A 19,386-nucleotide genomic window follows, 5' to 3' on the forward strand; every position below is an offset into this window, starting at 1 on the left:
CAAGATGCTCGAGAATCAAACCGTTTAGGGTTCTTGGGCCATCGGTAGGGAAGTCCCATTTGAGACCTTTATTGATATCGCGGATGTTGGCGCTGCCCTCAATCAAGAAACTGCCATCACGTTGTGGGGTAATCTCATCCGACAAACTTGGCGTGATAGAAGTGGTGAACTCACCGACGATCTCTTCCAAAATATCTTCCAACGTAATGAGACCTATGATGTCGCCATACTCATCAACAATCAGACCAATCCGCTCTTTGTTGCGCTGGAACTTAAGCAGTTGGACGTTGAGTGGCGTGCCTTCTGGGATAAAGTAGACTTCATCGGCAGCGCGTAGCAGGGTCTCTTTGGTCGACTCGTTTTTCTCTAGCATCAAGCGATACGACTCACGCAAACGCAGCATGCCCACCACTTCGTCAATTTGACCGCGATACAGCACCACGCGCCCGTGCGGTGAGTGAGACAATTGACGCACAATCGATTTCCAATCGTCGTTGATATCAATGCCGGTGATTTCGTTTCTCGGCACCATGATGTCATTCACCGTCACATGCTCTAAATCGAGAATGGAGATCAACATATCTTGGTGGCGTCTTGGGATCAGGCTGCCCGCTTCGTTCACCACGGTGCGCAGTTCTTCCGAGCTCAGGTGATCTTCGCCATTGTGGTCGACTTTAATCCCAAGTAAGCGGATAAAACCATTAGTGATGAGGTTAACGAACAGCACCAGCGGCGAGAGGAGCTTCATTAAAATACCAAGCAAGATACTGCTGGTGTAAGAGACTTTTTCTGGGTAGAGCGCTGCGAGGGTTTTCGGCGTGACTTCGGCAAAAACCAGCACCACAAGCGTCAGAGCACCGGTGGCGATAGCCACCCCTAAATCTCCGTATAGACGCATACCAATGATGGTGGCGATGGCGGAGGCTAGAATATTGACTAAGTTGTTACCAATCAGAATCAAACCGATCAAACGATCGGGCCTATCGAGCAGCTTTTCTACGCGCTTAGCGCCTTTATGGCCATTGTTCGCGAGGTGCTTTAAGCGGTATCGGTTGAGAGACATCATCCCTGTTTCTGAACCGGAGAAATATCCTGAAATTACAATCAGACACGCGAGTAGCGCAAATAAGATACCCGTTGATATGTCGTCCAAAGCTTAATGATTCCTTGTTATGTTTGATTAATTTATCGCCCAGTGTTGCGGCTAAGTCAATATCACTTCACGAACGAAGCGACTGCCAAAATAGGCGAGCGTCAACAGGGTTGCACCGGCAACGGCGAACCAAGTGACTTTGCGTCCGCGCCAACCTTTATGGAAGTGGCCCCATAACAGCACGCTGTACACAACCCAAGCGATGAAAGAGAGAATCGCTTTATGGGCTTTTCCTTGGGCGAACATGTCCTGAACAAAGACAAATCCAGTGATTAATGTTCCGGTGAGGAGTAAGGTGCCCACCATGATGATGTTGAAAAGCTGACGTTCCACCATCATTAAAGGAGGAAGGTTTGGGTTAATCGCCAGTGCTTTCTTCGCTTTGAGCTTGTGATCCAACCAAGCCAGTTGTAGAGCGTACAGAGCGCCGATACTGAGAGTCGAGTAGGAAAACAGCGCAAGAGAGATGTGGATCAGCAGTTTAGGGTCTTGCTCTAAATGAGTAATGAAAGTGCTAGGGAGAAACGCCGCAGCGCTTAAATTGATGGCGGAAAAGCTATACACGACAGGCAACAAAAACCACAGTCGTGTTTTGAGCATCGACGCACTCATTACCAAAGAAATAATGAAGCTGATGAGAGAGGCGACATTGAGAATGCTTAAGTTTTGCCCCGAGGCTTCAATGATCAGATCGCTTAATAGCCACGCGTGAAAAACCAGTGCCAGAGACGCACTGATCAACACGGTTTTTGAGCGGATACCGGTTTGGTGAACCAGTCCCGGAACGATAGTCGCAATTGCGAGCAGATACAGCACGGCAGCGGCTACGGCAATTAAGTTGTCCATTCTTCTCTTGGTGGTGGTGGATTTTTAACAAATTATACCCTGCATCAACGGCTTGAGCCATGACTTATCTGTGTCATTTATTCGAGTTGAGAGATCAAATCATCACGCAACCGTGCAAAGCGCCACTTGGCTAAGGTATACTCTTAGTAATTGTCGCTCAATTTTAGGTAGTGGCGTCGTCTACGCAAGCCACTCAGTGTAAAGAGACTAAGATGTTTGAGAATTTAACGGATCGTTTATCCAGAACGCTGAAGAACATCAGCGGTAAAGGTCGTCTGACCGAAGACAACATAAAAGAAACGCTGCGTGAAGTCCGCATGGCGTTGCTCGAGGCTGACGTTGCACTGCCTGTCGTTCGCGATTTTATCAAGCGAGTGAAAGAAGCGGCAGTGGGCGTAGAGGTCTCCAAATCGCTCACGCCAGGGCAAGAGTTCATCAAAATTGTTCAAGGTGAACTGGAAGCCGTCATGGGCGAGTCCAATGAGGCACTAAACCTCGCGGCTCAGCCACCTGCGGTGATTTTGATGGCCGGTCTGCAGGGTGCGGGTAAAACCACCTCTGTGGGTAAGCTGTCTAAATTCCTTAAGGAAAAAGACAAGAAGAAAGTCTTGGTCGTGTCTGCTGACGTGTATCGCCCAGCGGCGATCAAACAGCTAGAAACCCTAGCGCAAGACATCGGTGTTGACTTTTTCCCATCGAGCGCTGATCAAAAGCCGATTGATATTGCCAATGCCGCCATCGATCACGCGAAGAAGAAATTCTACGATGTGTTAGTGGTCGATACCGCGGGTCGTTTAGCGATTGATGAGCAAATGATGGGCGAAATCCAGCAGCTTCATAGTGCGATTAATCCTGTGGAAACGCTGTTTGTTGTTGACGCGATGACAGGTCAAGATGCGGCGAATACCGCGAAAGCCTTTGGAGAAGCGCTACCGCTGACCGGGGTTATCCTGACCAAAGTGGATGGTGATGCTCGGGGTGGTGCTGCGCTGTCGGTGCGTCACATTACAGGGAAACCGATCAAGTTCTTGGGTGTGGGTGAGAAAACCGACGCGCTAGAGCCGTTCCACCCTGATCGCGTCGCCTCGCGTATTTTGGGAATGGGTGATGTTCTCTCTCTGATTGAAGACTTGCAGCGCAATGTCGATCATGAGAAAGCCGAGAAACTGGCGAAGAAATTCAAAGAGAAGAAAGGCTTCGATTTGGAAGACTTCCGTGAACAGCTTGGTCAGATGCAAAACATGGGCGGCATGATGGGGATGATGGACAAGTTGCCAGGTATGAGTAACTTGCCAGACAATGTCAAAGACAAAGTTGACGACAAGATGTTTAAGCAGATGGAAGCGATCATTAACTCGATGACCATGAAAGAGCGTCAACGTCCAGACATTATTAAAGGTTCGCGCAAGAAACGCATTGCTGCCGGTTCTGGTGTGCAAGTGCAAGATGTGAACCGCTTGCTTAAGCAGTTTACCCAAATGCAGAAGATGATGAAGAAAATGCAAAAGGGTGGCATGAAAGGCATGATGCGTAACATGCAAGGCATGATGGGCGGAATGGGAGGCGGCGGCTTCAACCCGTTTGGTCGTTAACTGAAACACCAGTCCGTTTCGCTCTATACAAGGCTTAGCCGCGGTGCTAAGCCTTTCGGTTTTTTATTTTCAAGGTGTTAGCTAAGTCACAATCTTAAATTCGGTTTTATGGTGGTGAAAAAATAGCTAAAGACCTTGCAATACGTCGGAATAAGAGTAAAATTCCGGAGCTTTATTTTGGCACGAGACCCCAAACTGTTTAGTAATAGACCACAACGGTTTACTGATAGATAGTTTCTGGGGTTAATTTTATTTTTGAGAAAGCAAAGAGGACGACATGGTAACCATTCGTTTGGCACGTCACGGCGCTAAGAAGCGTCCATTTTATCAAATCGTAGTAGCGGACAGCCGCAATTCTGCAACTGGCCGTTTCATCGAGAAAGTAGGTTTCTTTAACCCTACTGCTCAAGGTCAAGAAGAAGGTCTACGTCTAGACCTAGACCGCGTTAACCACTGGGTTGGTCAAGGCGCGTCTCTATCTGACCGCGTAGCTAAGCTAGTTAAAGACGCTCAAAAAGCGGCTTAATTCTTACTCTATAAGTAGTAATTAGCTTATGTCGATGAAAGGTAAAGAAACGATGAGCAATGACAAGATTGTTGTAGGCAAGTTTGGTGCTACTTACGGCATTCGTGGTTGGCTTAAAGTTTTTTCCTACACAGACGAGGCTGAAAGCTTATTTGATTACAACCCTTGGTTTGTTAACCATAAAGGGGAGTGGGTCGAGTACAAAGTGGAAACGTGGAAGCGCCATAACAAAGGTATGGTGGTGAAGCTGGAAGGTCTGGATGTTCGCGAAGACGCGCATCTGTTGACTAACTTTGAAATTGCTATTGACCCTGCAGTATTACCAGAATTGTCAGAAGATGAATTCTACTGGCGCGAATTGTTTGGCATGCAAGTAGTGACGACAAAAGGTTATGACCTTGGTGTGGTGACGGACATGCTCGAAACCGGCTCAAACGATGTTTTGGTAGTCAAAGCAAATCTGAAAGATGCTTTTGGCCAAAAGGAACGATTAATTCCGTTCCTTGAAGAGCAAGTGATCATTCAAGTTGATCGCACTGCTCAACGGATCGAAGTTGACTGGGATCCTGGATTCTAACTCCCAAGTAATGAGGCTTTAGGGCATGTGGGTTGGCGTAATTAGCCTGTTTCCTGAAATGTTCCGCAGCGTTACTGAGTTCGGAGTAACAGGTCAAGCGGTTAAAAAAGGGTTGTTGTCGGTAGAGACATGGAATCCTCGAGATTTCACTCACGACAAGCATCGCACTGTCGATGATCGACCCTACGGTGGTGGTCCAGGTATGTTAATGATGGTGCAGCCATTGCGCGATGCCATTCATGCTGCCAAACAGGCCTCACCGGGTAAGACGAAGGTGATTTACCTCTCTCCTCAAGGTCGAAAACTCGATCAGCAGGGAGTCGAAGAGCTGGCTAGCAATGAGAACTTGCTTCTTATTTGCGGTCGCTACGAAGGGGTAGATGAGCGCATCATTGAGTCTGAAGTTGACGAAGAATGGTCAATTGGTGACTTTGTGATGACAGGGGGAGAGATCCCAGCCATGACCTTAATTGACTCTGTCTCTCGGTTTGTACCGGGGGTACTGGGCGATTTTGCGTCAGCAGAAGAAGACTCTTTTGCCAATGGCTTGTTGGATTGCCCTCATTACACCCGTCCTGAAGTGTTGGAAGGAAAAGAGGTACCAGCGGTACTGAAATCTGGCAACCACAAGGACATTCGTCGTTGGCGACTGAAACAGTCGCTCGGCCGTACCTGGATTAGAAGACCAGAGCTCCTGGAAAACCTAGCTCTGACTGACGAACAGGAACTACTACTAGCTGAGTTCATTAAAGAGCATCATGCTAAGTAACCTATTAAATTTAGTATCAGTTTATTCTAGGAATATTGAAAATGAGTAACATCATCAAAGCTCTTGAAGAAGAGCAAATGAAAAAAGACCTACCTAACTTCGCACCTGGTGACACAGTTGTTGTTCAAGTTAAGGTAAAAGAAGGTGACCGTGAGCGTCTACAGGCTTTTGAAGGCGTTGTAATCGGTATCCGTAACCGTGGTCTACACTCTGCATTCACTGTACGTAAGATTTCTAACGGTGAAGGTGTTGAGCGTACGTTCCAAACTCACTCTCCAATGGTTGATAGCATTGAAGTTAAACGCCGCGGTGCAGTACGTCGTGCCAAACTGTACTACCTACGTGAGCGTTCTGGTAAGTCAGCTCGTATCAAAGAGAAACTTGCTAAGAAGTAATGCTATAACTAGCGTTCTCATAGTATTAGCGGAGGCCAATTGGCCTCCGCTTTTTTGTACTTAATCATCCCGAGAGAATTGAACCGCTTTAATACTGATCTTCCGACCACCCATCACTGTCGGACATATCGGGGGCACCGGCAATGGTGTTTTCTTCATCGGCCCACTCGCCGAAATCGATCATTTGACACTGTTTACTGCAAAACGGGCGGTGAGGGCTTTTTTCGCTCCACTCGACGTTTTGGCCGCACTGTGGGCATGGAACCACGGTAATCTTAGACATCATGCTTTCCTATTTCTTCGGAGTTTAGCCGCAGTATACCGAACTTAGCGCCGCGCTTCATTAAACAGCGGGATGCCGATAGCAAAGGGTGAGCGATGCCGATGGCAAAGAGTGAGATTAGCTGCAGACGGCCAATTTAAATGGAATGCTCGAGGCGCTCGCTTGGCCAGATTCAAAGTCGATGAACTTGATGGCGAAACGGTTTTTATGCCCGGAGATCATCGGGTAAACGCCCGTTTCTAGAGGGATTTCAAGACGCAGAATGTTGGCCTCTGTCGCATCACTCTGATAGAAGCCGTTGTTGGCAAGGCGCTCTCGCAGTTGACCGGTTTCACGCGTAAGACGCAGCCACAGTTTCAACGCTTGTGTCAGTGGGGCCAGGTTGGTGGACCACTTTTGCGCATCCGCTTGTTTTTTCTCAAGTGGAAGGTGGAGCCAGTGGTGCAGTGCAGGCAAGTCAAAACAGCATGAGCCGCCGGGCAGGTTAAAGCGTTGGCGAATGGCGCTTAAGAAGCGGTCTTCTTTCAGGCTCTGGCCAAAACGCTCCGCCGCCATCAGCTCGCTGTGCACGCCATCAATTTCATCCAATACCGCGCGCAGCATTTCCAGATTAACGCCATCGATATTGAAATAGGCTCGATAGCTAAGGCGCTGCTTTTCGATGTCTTTGGCTAACTCGCTTTTGAGCTGAATTTGCTCAAAGATTTCCAGCAGATCAAACAGCGAGCGGAAGAAGATCAGATGCTGCATTTCGTCACCAAACTGCGCCGCTTTATCCATCTGCGTCAGCAAGGCTTCAACGCGAAGATAAATGCGAGTTTTCTCATTGAGTGGGTGTTCGAAGTAGTGCGTGGTCATTGATCAATGGCTCTGGGTTGTACTGCCTTTATTCTCACAGATTTTCCCTACAGATTTCTAGGAACTTTTGATGCAATTCTGTGATTTGAGGCAAAAGTTTCTCGTTTGTTGCATCATTTTTAATCACATCGTCGGCAATCGCCAAACGTTCCTCTCGGCTTGCTTGCGCACTGAGAATCGCACGGGCTTGTTTTTCGTCGACATTGTCACGAGCCATCGTTCGCTCAATTTGTATTTCTGGCGCTACATCGACCACAAGGACACGCTGAGCAAGTGCTTGGAGATTGTTTTCCACCATAAGAGGGATGACAAGCAGCGCATAGGGTGAGGTGACCTGCTCAAGCTCGGCGAGCATCTTTTGACGAATCATCGGATGGAGCAGGTTATCCAGCCAGGTTTTCTCTTTGGGATCGGAAAAGATGGCCTCGCGCAGTGCGGCTCGATTCAAGCTACCATCGGCTTGCAACATCGATGCGCCGTAGCGCTCGGAGATGGCTTTTAACCCCTCACTGCCCGGTTCCACCACTTCGCGCGCCACGACATCGGCATCGACAATATCGATGGCAAAGTGTTGCTGAAATAGGTTTGCGACGGTGGTTTTGCCACTGGCAATGCCACCTGTTAATCCAACGATCAACGCCATATTAGATTCCTACCATCTCCGTCAGATACCAGTGAAGTAGACCATCGCCCCACATCATGCTGATAAAGCCAGCGATCGCGAGATAAGGGCCAAAGGGAAAGGCTTTGTCGATACCTTGCTGCTTGAGCCTGAGTTGAATCAAGCCAAACAGCAAACCAACCACAGACGAAAGCAAGATGATCATCGGAAGTGCTTGCCAGCCTAGCCATGCGCCAAGGGCGGCGAGCAGTTTAAAATCGCCATAGCCCATGCCCTCTTTGCCAGTGACTAACTTAAACAGCCAATAGACGCTCCATAGGGCCAAGTAACCGGCCATCGCGCCAATGACAGCATCCTCAAGTGAGATGGGGCTGATGTTCAATAGCGCCAGTGCCAACCCCGCCCACACCAGTGGTAACGTCAACTGATCGGGCAGTAGCATGGTGTCGAGGTCAATAAAAGTCGCGCAGATAAGAGCAAAGGTGAACAGCAGCAGCGCGAGGCTCATCGCTGAGAAGCCAAATTGCCAGGCAACCAGTACAGATAGGCCTGCCGACAGCAGTTCAATTAAGGGGTAACGCGCACTGATGGGGGCTTGGCAATGAGCACATTGCCCCCGCAGCATCAGCCAGCTGACCACCGGAATATTATCGATAAGGCGCAGTGGTGAGTCGCATTTTGGGCATGTCGAACGGGGAATGCTGAGATTATAGGTGCCTTCGGGGGGCGCAATCTTGTACTCAGGGAAGCTCTCAGCGCACTCGCTTCGCCACTCTCGCTCCATAATGATGGGTAGGCGGTGGATCACCACGTTAAGGAAGCTGCCAATAATTAAGCCAAACACGCCTGCCAGCGTAGGAAAAAGCCAAGGGTAGTACTCAAACAGCGCAATCAAGAGAAGTGCCTTATCCAATCAATAGAGTGCTCATCTTATCCTAATACACTCATTAAGTTAAAGATGGGCAGGTACATAGCCACGACCAATCCTCCCACCACCACACCAAGGAAAATAATGATCAGTGGCTCGAGGATCTTGCCCAAGTTATCGACCGTGTTATCGACTTCAAACTCGTAGATGGTGGCGATTTTATTGAGCATATCATCAAGTCGCCCCGACTCTTCGCCGATCATCACCATTTGCAGTACCATCTCGGGGAATGACTGCGTATTTCGCATCGCAATGTACATCGGCATTCCGGCGGCGGTATCGTCATACACCTTATCAATCGCGGTTTGGTAGTGCAGGTTGTTGGCGGTTTTCGCAGAGGTTTTGAGACTTGAGAGAATCGGAATGCCCGCGCTAAAGCTGGTGGCAAGCGTGCGACTAAACTTGGCGATAGAGGCTTTGGTCAATACACCGCCAATCACAGGCATTTTCAATCCTATCCGGCTCGATATCAGTTTGATTCGGGCCGATTTTTGTTTGGCGATTTTTAGCGCAATGGCTGAAATACCCAAGCCGAGCGCCGCAGGTAAGCTGTAGGTTTGGGTGAGATGAGACAGTTGGAGTACCTGTTGCGTAAACCAAGGCAGCTCGGCGCCAAACCCCTGAAACATGCTTTCAAACTCAGGAATGACCATTGTGAGCATCAAGTAGGAGACCCCTAACGCGGTGAACACCACCATCGCAGGGTAGATCAGCGCCTTGATGACTTTCGCGCGCAGCTGCTCCGATTTTTCACGATAGAGTGCAAGGCGTTCAAACACTTGTGGCAAGTTGCCCGCTTGCTCTCCGGTGGCGACCATATCGATGTACAAGGTATCAAAGTGGTTAGAGGCGTTGCGCATCGCTTTTGAAATCGGCGTACCGGCTTCAATGCTTTTGCCGATTTGTGCCAATACTGATTTCATTTCGGCTTTCTTGTGATTATCGCCCACCAACTTGATTGCCTGAATGATCGGAATGCCAGTGGCGAGCATGGTCGACAGCTGACGGGTGAGGATGGTGATGTCTTTGCCCTTGATGCGCTGCGTTGCGCGGGTTATGGCGGAGACACTGCGTTTTTTGATCTTTTTAACTTTAATATGCTGCGCTTTCAGTTTGTCACGCACCTCGCTCTCGGTTAAAGCGAGATATTGACCGGAGACTTTCTTCCCTGAACTATTGAGGCCTTTCCAGCGGTAGTTTTTCAGTTGTGCTTGTTTTTGGATGGGCATCAAGAACTCCTATAGGGTATCGAAATAAACAAGGGATTAAAGGTAGAGCACGCGTTGCAGCTCTTGATAACTGGTGATGCCACTGAGCATTTTCTCTATGCCGGACTCTTTGAGCGTTTGCATGCCTTGTGACCGCGCCAGTTGCTCGATACCGGCGATGGTCGCCCCATCGGCGATGGCACTCGCCAGCGTTTCATCCACGTTCATCACTTCGTATAGACCTACTCGGCCTGAGTAGCCGGCGTTGCACTCTGGGCAGCCATCGAGGTTCGCGGTAAAAAGTGGCGCAACTGAGATGCCAAGTTGCTGGCAGTAGTGCTGAGCGCGCGGCTCAGGCTGTTTGCAGTGAGGGCACAGGCGACGCGCCAATCGCTGGGCAATAATTAGGCTCAGTGACGAGGCGACATTAAAAGGCGCTATGCCCATGCTGCTAAGGCGCACAACGCTCTCGGCGGCGGAGTTGGTGTGCAGGGTCGAGAGCACCAGGTGGCCGGTTTGCGCCGCTTTGACGGCAATTTCGGCAGTATCAAGGTCGCGTATTTCGCCGACCATCACGATGTCGGGATCTTGGCGGAGAAAGGCGCGCAGTGCACTGGCGAAATCGAGTCCAATTTGCGGTTGCATCTGAACCTGATTGATCCCAGGTAAGTTGATCTCCACCGGATCTTCAGCGGTGGCGATGTTGACTTGCGAGGTGTTGAGAATGTTGAGCCCGGTATAGAGGGAGACCGTCTTACCGCTCCCTGTTGGTCCAGTCATTAAAATCAGCCCCTGAGGCTTTTTTAGCGCATTGAGGTAAAGCGTTTTTTGCTGCTCGTTATAACCGAGCTTATCGATGTTCAGATTCGCTTCGCTGCTGTCGAGAAGGCGCAATACGATTTTTTCGCCCCATAAGGTTGGCAACGTCGAGACGCGCATATCGATCGCGGTCTCTTGGCTGAGCCTGAGCTTGATACGTCCATCTTGTGGCAGACGGCGCTCGGCAATATCCAATTTGGCTAGGATTTTAATGCGCGCTGATAAACGGCGACTGAGGTGATGGGCGGGCTGTTGAGTTTCAATTAAGATGCCATCACAGCGTAGCCGAACGCGAAAGGTCTCTTCATAGGGCTCAAAATGGATATCTGATGCGCCCTTGCGCACCGCATCGAGCAGGATTTGGTTAATGTAACGACTGACTGGCGCATCATCTTGACTCAGATCTTCAATGCTACCCACTTCGTCATCACTGACATCCACAAGGTTGGCCAGCTCTTGCTCGTTTATCTCTTTGTTGCTGTTTTGCTCGCCAGCGATCGCGCGCCCATACAAACGGCGAATGGCCCCTTGCAGCGCTTTCGCATCGGCCAGCACCAACTCGACTTGCAGACCGGTAGCAAAACGAAACTCTTCTTCGACATCAAGGTGGGTAGGGTCTGATACTGCAACACTGAGTGAACAAGCGGTTTTGCCAACGGGCAGCGCTTGCAAGCGAGTGATGAGCTCACGTAAGCCAAGGGTTTGGCACAGCTCAGCGTAGGGCGTTTGCGACAGGTCGATGACGTTGAGCCCAAACAGCTGACTGAGATGCTCAGTCAATTGGGTATGGTTAATAATGGCCAGATCGTGCAAAGCGTCAGGGACGGAGCCCCCTGACGCTTGCACATGCTCCAGCACTTGTATCTCTTGCGCTGCGTCAAGCAACTTGGCTTGACGCAGGATTGAGGGGAGGTTGGTGAGCATTATGGGCAGTAGTCTGTTTGTACTGTTGCTAACCCTGCATCTTTGTAGCAACTCTTTGTCCACACTAAACCACTTGTTTGGTATTCGGCGTGCATGACATATGTTTCTCCAGAAGCTATTGGGCCTTTCGCTGCTGCCGCTGTAGCTATAACATTGACCCCACCTGAAGCGGCTTGTTGAGCATCTATATCGATACTGTTTAGTGCTGCACTAGGTACATTTCCAGCGGAAGTGATGCAGTCATCTTCGAATGAACTAGCATCGGATGCAATCTCATGTGAACACAATTCGACTGCCAACTTTATCGCAGCAGCGGCTTTGGGAAACTCTGATAATGTCGCTTTTTTTGTATAGTTTTGATAAGCAGGTACGGCAAAAGCTGACAAAATCCCAATAATCGCCACTACGATCATCAATTCAATTAAAGTAAAACCAGCTTGCTGGCGACGTGGTTTGGTTTGCATAGAACTCTCCATTTGGGTGCTTGAGGCACCGCGGTGTTTGTTGATGGGGAGAGCATAGAAGGGCTATGAAACTTGTGGAAATGGTGGCGCAGCGCTTTCCGAGTCAATTAGGAAAAAATACGACTTGATTTCATTTACACGGCAAATTACTTCGAGCGAGGACAAAACTTTATGAGAGTCGAGAGGCTTTTACGTCAGGAAAAAACAGTAAATGGAGACGCGAGGCCTCCATTTACTGTTTGAAAAATAAGATCTTTCTTCCATTTTTTTAGTCAATGGCGTTCTTTACTGAAAGCACAGCCAGTCGGTAGCGCGAAAACACTGCTTCAAAACACGGCTTTAAAACGCCTCTTTAAAACGCATAGAGAGATCGAGCGCTTTAAGGTGTTTGGTCAAAGCGCCGACGGAGATGTAATCCACACCGGTCTCTGCAAACTCGCGGATGGTCTCAAGCGTGACATTGCCTGAGTTCTCAAGTGCAGCGCGACCCGCATTGATTTTCACCGCTTCACGCATCATCTCTGTAGTGAAGTTGTCGAGCATGATGATGTCCGCGCCAGCATCAATTGCCTCTTGCAGCTCTTGCAAGCTTTCGGTTTCCACTTCCACAGGTTTGCCCGGGTTCAGACTCTTGGCCATCTGAATGGTTGGCGTGATGCCGCCATTGGCAATGATGTGGTTTTCCTTGATGAGGTAGGCATCAAACACACCGATGCGGTGGTTAAAGCCGCCACCGCACGCCACGGCGTATTTCAGTGCGCTGCGAAGGCCAGGAATGGTTTTGCGCGTATCAAGCAAGCGACAGTCAGTGCCTTGCAGCTGTTTGGCGTATTGCGCCACGGTACTCGCGCAGCCAGACAGCGTTTGGATAAAGTTCATCGCGTTACGCTCGCCGGTCAGCAGCATGCGTGATGAACCCGTTAAGGTGCACAGCACTTGGTTGGGCTCCACGGTGTCACCATCGTCGACGTTCCATTCAATCGTCACTGGGCTGCCACCGGGCTGCTCGGCAAGCTGCTTGAAGACTTCTTCTGCCCACGCCTTACCACAGAACACACCGTGTTCGCGGGTGATTAAGGTGGCTTGGTTCTGTGCATCTGCAGGTATCAGAGCCGCGGTAATGTCGGCTGCGGGATCCAAAGTGCCACCGAGATCTTCTTTCAGCGCGTCGGCCACCGCTCGCGTGATCTCTAGCGGAAGTTGCTGCTTCAAATATTCAAGACGTTCTTGGCTATTGTGTGTGTTTTTCATCGCAAATCTAATACGCAGTTGAACAGAGTGGGGCATGATACGCTGACTGAGCATGAAATTCAGCCATTATTCTCGCATTTTATCTCAGGCGAGATAGACTCTAGCCAGGCTATGTTTGAGTTCCGAGTCGTATAACAACATGATAGATAACCAAGGGTGGTATCAAGCGGCGCGTCATGTGCCCTCACCGTTTTTTGATCAAAGACCACAAGGTGAGACGATCTCTTTGCTGGTGGTGCACAACATCAGTTTGCCACCGGGCCAATTTGGCGGCCCCTATATCGAGCAGTTTTTTAGTGGAACGCTCGATCCTAACGCACATCCGTTTTTTTCGGTCATCCATAAAATGGGCGTCTCGGCGCACTGCTTGATTCGCCGTGATGGTGAGGTAGTGCAATTTGTATCGTTTGATGATCGTGCTTGGCATGCGGGCGCGTCGAGTTTTGCAGGTCGCAGCCGCTGCAACGATTACTCGATTGGTATCGAACTGGAAGGCACAGACACCATCGCCTATACGCCAAAGCAGTACCAAGCGCTGGCCACATTAAGTCTAGAGTTAATGAGCGCCTACCCGCAGCTCAACGTCTCGCGGGTGACGGGGCATCAGTACATCGCGCCGCTGCGCAAAACCGACCCAGGCTTGGTGTTTGATTGGCCGCGTTTTCGACGCTTAATAACGCCGGTGAATCGCGCCGGCGAAGAGTGCGCGAAGTCAGAGAGTGCGTTCGTTTTAGAGTGACTCTTGGTACTCAGTAAGCACTTGTTCCACCCAGGTCGCAATGCGCTCATCGCTCAGTTCGTATTGAGAATCTTCATCGAGCGCAAGACCGACAAAGAACTGGCCATCTTCGGTGAGCGCTTTCGAGGCTTCAAATTCGTACTGCTCATCATTGGGCCAGTAACCAATCAGATTGGCGCCGGTCTTGACGATTTCATCGTGCAGTAAGCCCATAGCGTCAAGGTACCACTCGCCATAGCCTTCTTGGTCACCAAGGCCAAACAACGCCACGGTTTTGCCGCTGAGATCCACCGTTGGTACTTGTTGCCAAATCGCGTTCCAGTCTTCTTGAATCTCGCCAAAATCCCAAGTGGAAATGCCTAAAATCAGTAAATCGTAGTCGGCCATCTGCGAGAGGTCGGACTCTTTGACATTGTGGATGTCGAGTAAGTCTTCCCCGATGATCGCGCGCATTTTCTCTGCTGCCATCTCTGTGTAACACGTCGTAGAACCGTAAAACAGGCCGATTTTCATCATTGGTTTCCATCTTGATTGGTGTGCATACCGCGAATTCTAACCACAAAATGGCGAGCTTTGCAGCGAATATCCTCCTCAACGGTGATTTTTTATGGCTTTCTTCTAGCGAGGCACTTACATTGAAAGCCATTAAGCATCAACGTGAGAGAGTAAGTGTGTCGCAGGTGTTGACTCCGGACCAAGGAATCATTGAGCAGTTTTTAGATACCATGTGGATGGAGCGCGGGTTATCGGAAAATACTTTGGCCTCGTATCGCAATGATCTGTTTAAACTGCTGAGCTGGATGAGTGAGCACAACTATCGGCTCAGTTTTATTAGCCTCTCAGGGTTGCAGGATTATCAAAGTTGGTTGATGGACCAAGGCTATAAGCAGACGTCGCGTGCGCGCATGTTGTCGGCCATCCGTCGCTTGTTTCAGTACCTGCACCGTGAAAAGATACGGGCTGACGATCCGAGTGCCTTGCTGCTAAGCCCTAAATTGCCTAAACGCTTACCGAAAGACCTCTCTGAGGCGCAGGTCGATGCGCTGCTCGATGCGCCGGACGTCAATGACGCGATGGAGCTTCGAGATAAAGCAATGCTAGAGCTTTTATACGCCACCGGGCTTCGTGTGACGGAATTGGTGAGCTTAACGATGGAAAACATCAGCTTGCGCCAAGGCGTGGTGCGGGTGATCGGTAAAGGCGGCAAAGAGCGTTTGGTGCCGATGGGCGAAAATGCCGTCGACTGGACGGAAACTTTTCTCAAACAAGGCCGGTCTGAATTATTGGGTGACACTACCTCTGATGTGGTTTTTCCGAGCAAAAGGGCGAGGCAAATGACGCGTCAAACCTTTTGGCATCGTATCAAACATTATGCGGTGAGAGCGGGCATCGATACCGAGCAGTTGTCGCCGCACGTATTGCGCCACGCGTTTGCGACGCACCTATTAAACTACGGCGCGGATTTGCGCGTGGTGCAGATGCTCCTCGGGCACAGTGATTTATCCACCACCCAAATCTATACCCACGTTGCGACCGAACGATTGAAACAGCTCCACAGTGAGCATCATCCAAGAGCCTGATTAGGCACTTTGAACCACAAGACAAGAAAGGTGAATTGAATGAGCGTATTACGCCGTATCACTCTACTGACACTGCCACTACTGTTGACGGCGCAAGCCAGTGCTGCAACAGAGCCGGCTTTCGATAAAGCGCAGATTGAAGCGCGTTTTAATCAGCTTGGGCTGGAAGTGCAAGATGTTGTCCCTGCTGAGATTGATGGCTTATTAGAAGTGCAAACCAATGGCGCCATCTTGTTTGCGACGCCTGATGGTGAGTACTTTATGGCGGGCACCTTGTACAAGTTAGACAGCAATGGTCAGTATGAAGATGTACTGGCGAAGCGACAAGCTCCGATTAATGCGGCAAAAATCGACGCTTTCAAACAGACCATGATTCCGTTCAAAGCCGACAACGAACAGTATGTGGTGACCGTCTTTACCGACATTACCTGTGGTTACTGTGTGCGTCTGCACAGCCAAATGCAAGACTATAACAAGCTGGGCATCACCGTGCGCTACATGGCGTTTCCAAGACAGGGCGCAACGGGGGGCACCGCCGATCAGATGGCGGCCATTTGGGGCGCAAGCGATCCTCAGCAAGCCATGTCTGACGGGAAAACCCGACGTGAGATCCCTGAGCCAGGGGAAGACTTTGCCAAATACCAGCAGATCATTAGCCAGCATTATGCGCTTGGGCGCGAGCTAGGCATTCGTGGCACACCAGCGATCTTTCTGCCCAATGGCGACATGGTGGGGGGATACCTACCACCCCGCGATTTGCTCGAGCGTTTAGAGCAAATCCAATAATGAGCAGGAATGAGCGATGATAGAGATTCAACGTCGTCCTGAGGCAGACATTACCCTATTGCCTGAGAGTATCGATCCGCTGCTGCGCCGCATCTACATCAACCGTGGTATTCAAAGTGTTGAGCAGTTGGAGACAACCGCAAGAGCTTTGCACTCTTACCAGAAATTGCATGGTATTGAGGCCGCGGTGAGTTTGTTGTTTGAGGCGATTCGCCTCAATCAGCGCATCATAGTGGTGGGCGATTTTGATGCCGATGGCGCGACCAGCTCTGCGTTGTCTGTACTGGCACTGCGGATGCTGGGATCGAGCAATGTTGACTATTTGGTGCCGAATCGATTTGAAGACGGCTACGGCCTTAGCCCGGAAGTGGTCGATCAAGCGATCGAACTGGGCGCGCAAGTGATCATGACCGTCGATAATGGCGTGTCATCGATTGAGGGCGTGCGCTATGCCAAGCAGCAAGGGCTTACGGTGTTGGTCACAGATCACCACCTACCTGGCCATGAATTGCCTGAGGTCGATGCGATGGTCAATCCAAATCTCGACGAGTGCGCGTTTCCGTCTAAGGCGCTGGCCGGTGTCGGTGTCGCTTTTTATTTGATGATGGCGCTGTGCGTCCATATGCGAAAAGCGGGATGGTTTGCTGAGCAAGGTATGGCGGAGCCCAAACTGATGGAGCTGATAGATCTTGTGGCGCTGGGCACGGTCGCAGACGTGGTGCCTCTAGATGAGAACAACCGCATTTTGGTGCATCAAGGGCTGCAACGCATCCGTGCGGGCAAAGCAAGGCCAGGTATTCAAGCGTTGATTGAAGTGGCGAAGCGCGATGCAAAGCGTCTCGTTGCCGCAGATTTTGGTTTTGCCTTGGGGCCAAGAATCAACGCCGCCGGTCGACTGGACGATATGTCGTTTGGGGTTGAACTGCTGATGAGCAACAACATCCACGCCGCAAGGCGCATGGCTTCTGAACTTGATGGGCTGAATCAAACGCGCAAAGAGATTGAAGAGGGTATGAAGCAAGAGGCGATGGCGTTTTGTGAGCGGTTGCAGTTTGGTGAAGGGAGCCAGCTTCCCTATGGACTGGTGCTGTTTCAACGCGATTGGCACCAAGGGGTGATCGGGATTCTGGCCTCGCGCATCAAAGAGCAATTTCATCGCCCTGTCATTGCGTTTGCCGATGGCGGTGATGGCGCGATTAAAGGCTCTTGTCGCTCGATACCAGGTTTACACATGCGTGATGCGCTCGATCGTATCGATACGCAACATCCGGGGCTGATTAAAAAATTTGGCGGCCATGCGATGGCTGCCGGTTTAACCATCATGGAGAAACATTTTGAACGCTTTGCGACCTTGTTTAACCAAACGGTGGAACAAGAGTTGGATGAAGCGGCGCTCAAAGGGGTGATCTTGTCCGATGGCGAGCTGCGCCCAGAAGAGTTTTCCATGCATACCGCGCACGTGCTTCGCAGTGGTGGGCCTTGGGGGCAAGCGTTTCCAGAGCCGATTTTTGACGGCGAGTTTATGGTGCTGCACCAAAAGCTGGTGGCCGAGAAGCACTTAAAGCTGATGTTAGAGCCACTCTATCGTGGCCACCCAACCGGGCTGACGATGGATGCGATCGCGTTTAATGTCGACTTGAGACGCTGGCCGGATGCGAGCGCCAAGACTGTCCATCTGGCTTATCGCCTCGATATTAATGAGTTTCGGGGCAATCAGTCTTTGCAGCTGATGGTCGATTATATTGAAGCGAGATGAACGCTCTCTACATCTAATAGACTCCCTCATTGATACCGCGCCAAGCAGAAATGCTTGGCGTTTTTTGTTTCGTTTTTTGAGGAGAGAGTTTAGAGACGAGAGTTTTGAGGTGAGACTTTTCAGGTCTGACCAGGGAATGCGATCGGGATCCGTTACCCTGTTTTCAGAAAAATCGCGGTTGAATTCAGAAAAATGTCATCTGACCAAGGTATCGACGGTGGATAGACTATGCTTTGATGTTATTCGCTTCGTTTCATTTGTATGATGACTCAACCAAGTAAAGTGTGATGCGTGGCACGTTTCTGCCCCATCTGTTTCTCTTTTGTAATTGGTCATACCAATTTGATTGATGTTTTAATTATGAGCTGTTATCAAACTGTGACCGCATGAGTCGTTCTATGATTTGAATCAAATTTTGGCTGGAAGTTGCGTTTTAATTATGTTAATTTCCTCGCCAAGATAAAATTGGTATTACCAATTGACTGCAAAGAGAAAGAAGAATAACAACTATGGCTTATCAAAGGATTCGTCAGCCAAAACTCTCCGATGTGATTGAGCAAGAGTTAGAAAGGTTGATTGTGGAAGGTACACTCTCGCCGGGGCAACAACTGCCACCCGAGCGCGAACTGGCGAAGCAGTTCGATGTGTCTCGTCCGTCTATCCGTGAAGCCATTCAGCGCTTAGAAGCGAAACGTCTTTTGACCCGCAAACAAGGGGGAGGGACGTTTGTCAGTGAAACGATTTGGACCAGTTTTTCGGATCCTTTACTCAATCTCCTATCGAGTCATTCTGAGACTCAATTGGACTTGCTGGAAACGCGTCACGCGATGGAAGGGATTGCCGCTTATTTTGCAGCTCTACGTGGTACCGAAGAAGATTTTGCTCGCATTCAGGCTTGTTTAGAGATCATCTCACAAGCTCAGTCCACAAAAGAAGTGGACGCGGAAGCCGCGGCGGTGGTGCAGTTTTTGATTGCCCTAACCGAAGCCGCGCACAATGTGGTGTTGCTGCACATTATTCGCAGCCTTGCGCCTTTGCTTGAGCAGAACGTATTACAGAATTTAAAACTATTACACCGCCGCGATGAAGTGGTGGAGAAAGTAAGTAGACACAGGGCTAATATCGTGGATGCGATTGTTTCAGGCCAACCTGAAAAAGCGCGTGAGATGTCCCATTCGCATTTAGCTTATATCGAAGAAACATTGTTGGATTTGACTCGTGAAGAGTCGCGCAGAGAACGCTCTTTGCGTCGAATTCAGCAAGGTAACGATGCTAACTAAAACCGTTACTTAAATAAGTAGATCCAACCA

The 19,386-nt window shown here is 49.9% G+C and carries 21 protein-coding genes; 10 read left to right on the forward strand and 11 right to left on the reverse strand.

Going from position 1 to position 19,386, the window contains the following annotated elements; all coding sequences use genetic code 11:
* Window positions 1-1,153: HlyC/CorC family transporter (locus AC6R03_RS14925; RefSeq protein ID WP_500653672.1), on the reverse strand; the 1,153-nt coding region annotated here is incomplete at its 3' end.
* Window positions 1,154-1,204: 51 nt separating this feature from the next.
* Entirely contained in the window at window positions 1,205-1,999 is a 795-nt protein-coding gene (locus tag AC6R03_RS14930; protein ID WP_500631472.1) for a cytochrome C assembly family protein, read from the reverse strand.
* Between the two features lie 212 nt (window positions 2,000-2,211).
* Here AC6R03_RS14930 and ffh point away from each other — a divergent pair, with 212 nt between their 5' ends.
* The 5 genes from ffh (at window position 2,212) to rplS (ending at window position 5,858) form a co-directional block, all read left to right on the forward strand.
* Window positions 2,212-3,591 (forward strand): signal recognition particle protein, encoded by a 1,380-nt coding sequence (gene ffh, locus AC6R03_RS14935; RefSeq protein ID WP_487902126.1) that lies wholly within the window; start codon window positions 2,212-2,214, stop codon window positions 3,589-3,591.
* 277 nt (window positions 3,592-3,868) lie between these two features.
* Window positions 3,869-4,117, forward strand: coding sequence for a 30S ribosomal protein S16 (gene rpsP, locus AC6R03_RS14940; RefSeq protein WP_021705764.1), 249 nt, complete (start codon window positions 3,869-3,871; stop codon window positions 4,115-4,117).
* A gap of 28 nt (window positions 4,118-4,145) precedes the next feature.
* The gene (gene rimM / locus AC6R03_RS14945) at window positions 4,146-4,694 is read left to right on the forward strand and encodes a ribosome maturation factor RimM (protein WP_334553869.1); all 549 of its coding nucleotides are present in this window, start codon (window positions 4,146-4,148) and stop codon (window positions 4,692-4,694) included.
* 25 nt (window positions 4,695-4,719) lie between these two features.
* On the forward strand, window positions 4,720-5,463 hold the full coding sequence (trmD, locus tag AC6R03_RS14950; protein ID WP_487902124.1) for a tRNA (guanosine(37)-N1)-methyltransferase TrmD: 744 nt from the start codon (window positions 4,720-4,722) through the stop codon (window positions 5,461-5,463).
* Between the two features lie 41 nt (window positions 5,464-5,504).
* A complete protein-coding gene (rplS, locus tag AC6R03_RS14955) occupies window positions 5,505-5,858 on the forward strand; it encodes a 50S ribosomal protein L19 (protein ID WP_045977783.1) in 354 nt (117 codons plus the stop codon).
* A gap of 88 nt (window positions 5,859-5,946) precedes the next feature.
* Here rplS and yacG read toward each other — a convergent pair whose 3' ends face one another.
* The 8 genes from yacG to nadC form a co-directional block, all read right to left on the reverse strand.
* Entirely contained in the window at window positions 5,947-6,144 is a 198-nt protein-coding gene (yacG, locus tag AC6R03_RS14960) for a DNA gyrase inhibitor YacG (protein ID WP_334553876.1), read from the reverse strand.
* Between the two features lie 114 nt (window positions 6,145-6,258).
* Window positions 6,259-6,999: a cell division protein ZapD gene (gene zapD, locus AC6R03_RS14965; RefSeq protein ID WP_500631473.1), complete on the reverse strand. Its 741-nt coding sequence runs from the start codon at window positions 6,997-6,999 to the stop codon at window positions 6,259-6,261.
* 34 nt (window positions 7,000-7,033) lie between these two features.
* Complete coding sequence (coaE, locus tag AC6R03_RS14970; RefSeq protein ID WP_500631474.1) at window positions 7,034-7,642, reverse strand: dephospho-CoA kinase; 609 nt, start codon at window positions 7,640-7,642, stop codon at window positions 7,034-7,036.
* A 1-nt stretch (window position 7,643) separates the two neighbouring features.
* On the reverse strand, window positions 7,644-8,513 hold the full coding sequence (locus tag AC6R03_RS14975) for a prepilin peptidase (protein ID WP_500631485.1): 870 nt from the start codon (window positions 8,511-8,513) through the stop codon (window positions 7,644-7,646).
* Window positions 8,514-8,551: 38 nt separating this feature from the next.
* Window positions 8,552-9,778 carry a type II secretion system F family protein gene (locus AC6R03_RS14980; protein WP_500631475.1) on the reverse strand — a complete coding sequence of 409 codons (1,227 nt, stop codon included), beginning with the start codon at window positions 9,776-9,778 and terminating at the stop codon, window positions 8,552-8,554.
* Window positions 9,779-9,814: 36 nt separating this feature from the next.
* Entirely contained in the window at window positions 9,815-11,500 is a 1,686-nt protein-coding gene (pilB, locus tag AC6R03_RS14985) for a type IV-A pilus assembly ATPase PilB (RefSeq protein WP_500631476.1), read from the reverse strand.
* Entirely contained in the window at window positions 11,500-11,964 is a 465-nt protein-coding gene (locus tag AC6R03_RS14990) for a pilin (protein WP_487902119.1), read from the reverse strand. Before AC6R03_RS14990 ends, pilB begins: the two co-directional genes overlap by 1 nt.
* Before the next feature lie 339 nt (window positions 11,965-12,303).
* Entirely contained in the window at window positions 12,304-13,215 is a 912-nt protein-coding gene (nadC, locus tag AC6R03_RS14995) for a carboxylating nicotinate-nucleotide diphosphorylase (protein WP_487902118.1), read from the reverse strand.
* Window positions 13,216-13,354: 139 nt separating this feature from the next.
* Here nadC and ampD point away from each other — a divergent pair, with 139 nt between their 5' ends.
* Window positions 13,355-13,954 (forward strand): 1,6-anhydro-N-acetylmuramyl-L-alanine amidase AmpD, encoded by a 600-nt coding sequence (gene ampD, locus AC6R03_RS15000; protein ID WP_500631477.1) that lies wholly within the window; start codon window positions 13,355-13,357, stop codon window positions 13,952-13,954.
* On the opposite strand, the gene fldB is transcribed toward ampD, so the two are convergent.
* A complete protein-coding gene (fldB, locus tag AC6R03_RS15005; RefSeq protein WP_500629322.1) occupies window positions 13,946-14,467 on the reverse strand; it encodes a flavodoxin FldB in 522 nt (173 codons plus the stop codon). The two genes, ampD and fldB, sit on opposite strands and share 9 nt — an antisense overlap.
* A 170-nt stretch (window positions 14,468-14,637) precedes the next feature.
* Here fldB and xerD point away from each other — a divergent pair, with 170 nt between their 5' ends.
* From xerD to pdhR, 4 genes are all read left to right on the forward strand, one after another.
* Complete coding sequence (xerD, locus tag AC6R03_RS15010) at window positions 14,638-15,534, forward strand: site-specific tyrosine recombinase XerD (RefSeq protein ID WP_420378222.1); 897 nt, start codon at window positions 14,638-14,640, stop codon at window positions 15,532-15,534.
* 39 nt (window positions 15,535-15,573) lie between these two features.
* Window positions 15,574-16,320, forward strand: a complete 747-nt coding sequence (locus tag AC6R03_RS15015; protein ID WP_500631478.1) for a thioredoxin fold domain-containing protein — start codon at window positions 15,574-15,576, stop codon at window positions 16,318-16,320.
* A 16-nt stretch (window positions 16,321-16,336) separates the two neighbouring features.
* Window positions 16,337-18,076 carry a single-stranded-DNA-specific exonuclease RecJ gene (gene recJ, locus AC6R03_RS15020; RefSeq protein WP_500631479.1) on the forward strand — a complete coding sequence of 580 codons (1,740 nt, stop codon included), beginning with the start codon at window positions 16,337-16,339 and terminating at the stop codon, window positions 18,074-18,076.
* Between the two features lie 509 nt (window positions 18,077-18,585).
* Complete coding sequence (gene pdhR, locus AC6R03_RS15025) at window positions 18,586-19,356, forward strand: pyruvate dehydrogenase complex transcriptional repressor PdhR (protein ID WP_334553897.1); 771 nt, start codon at window positions 18,586-18,588, stop codon at window positions 19,354-19,356.
* The last annotated feature ends 30 nt before the right edge of the window (window positions 19,357-19,386 follow it).

This window comes from Vibrio sp. R10-SG-ISO4, assembly GCF_059834135.1.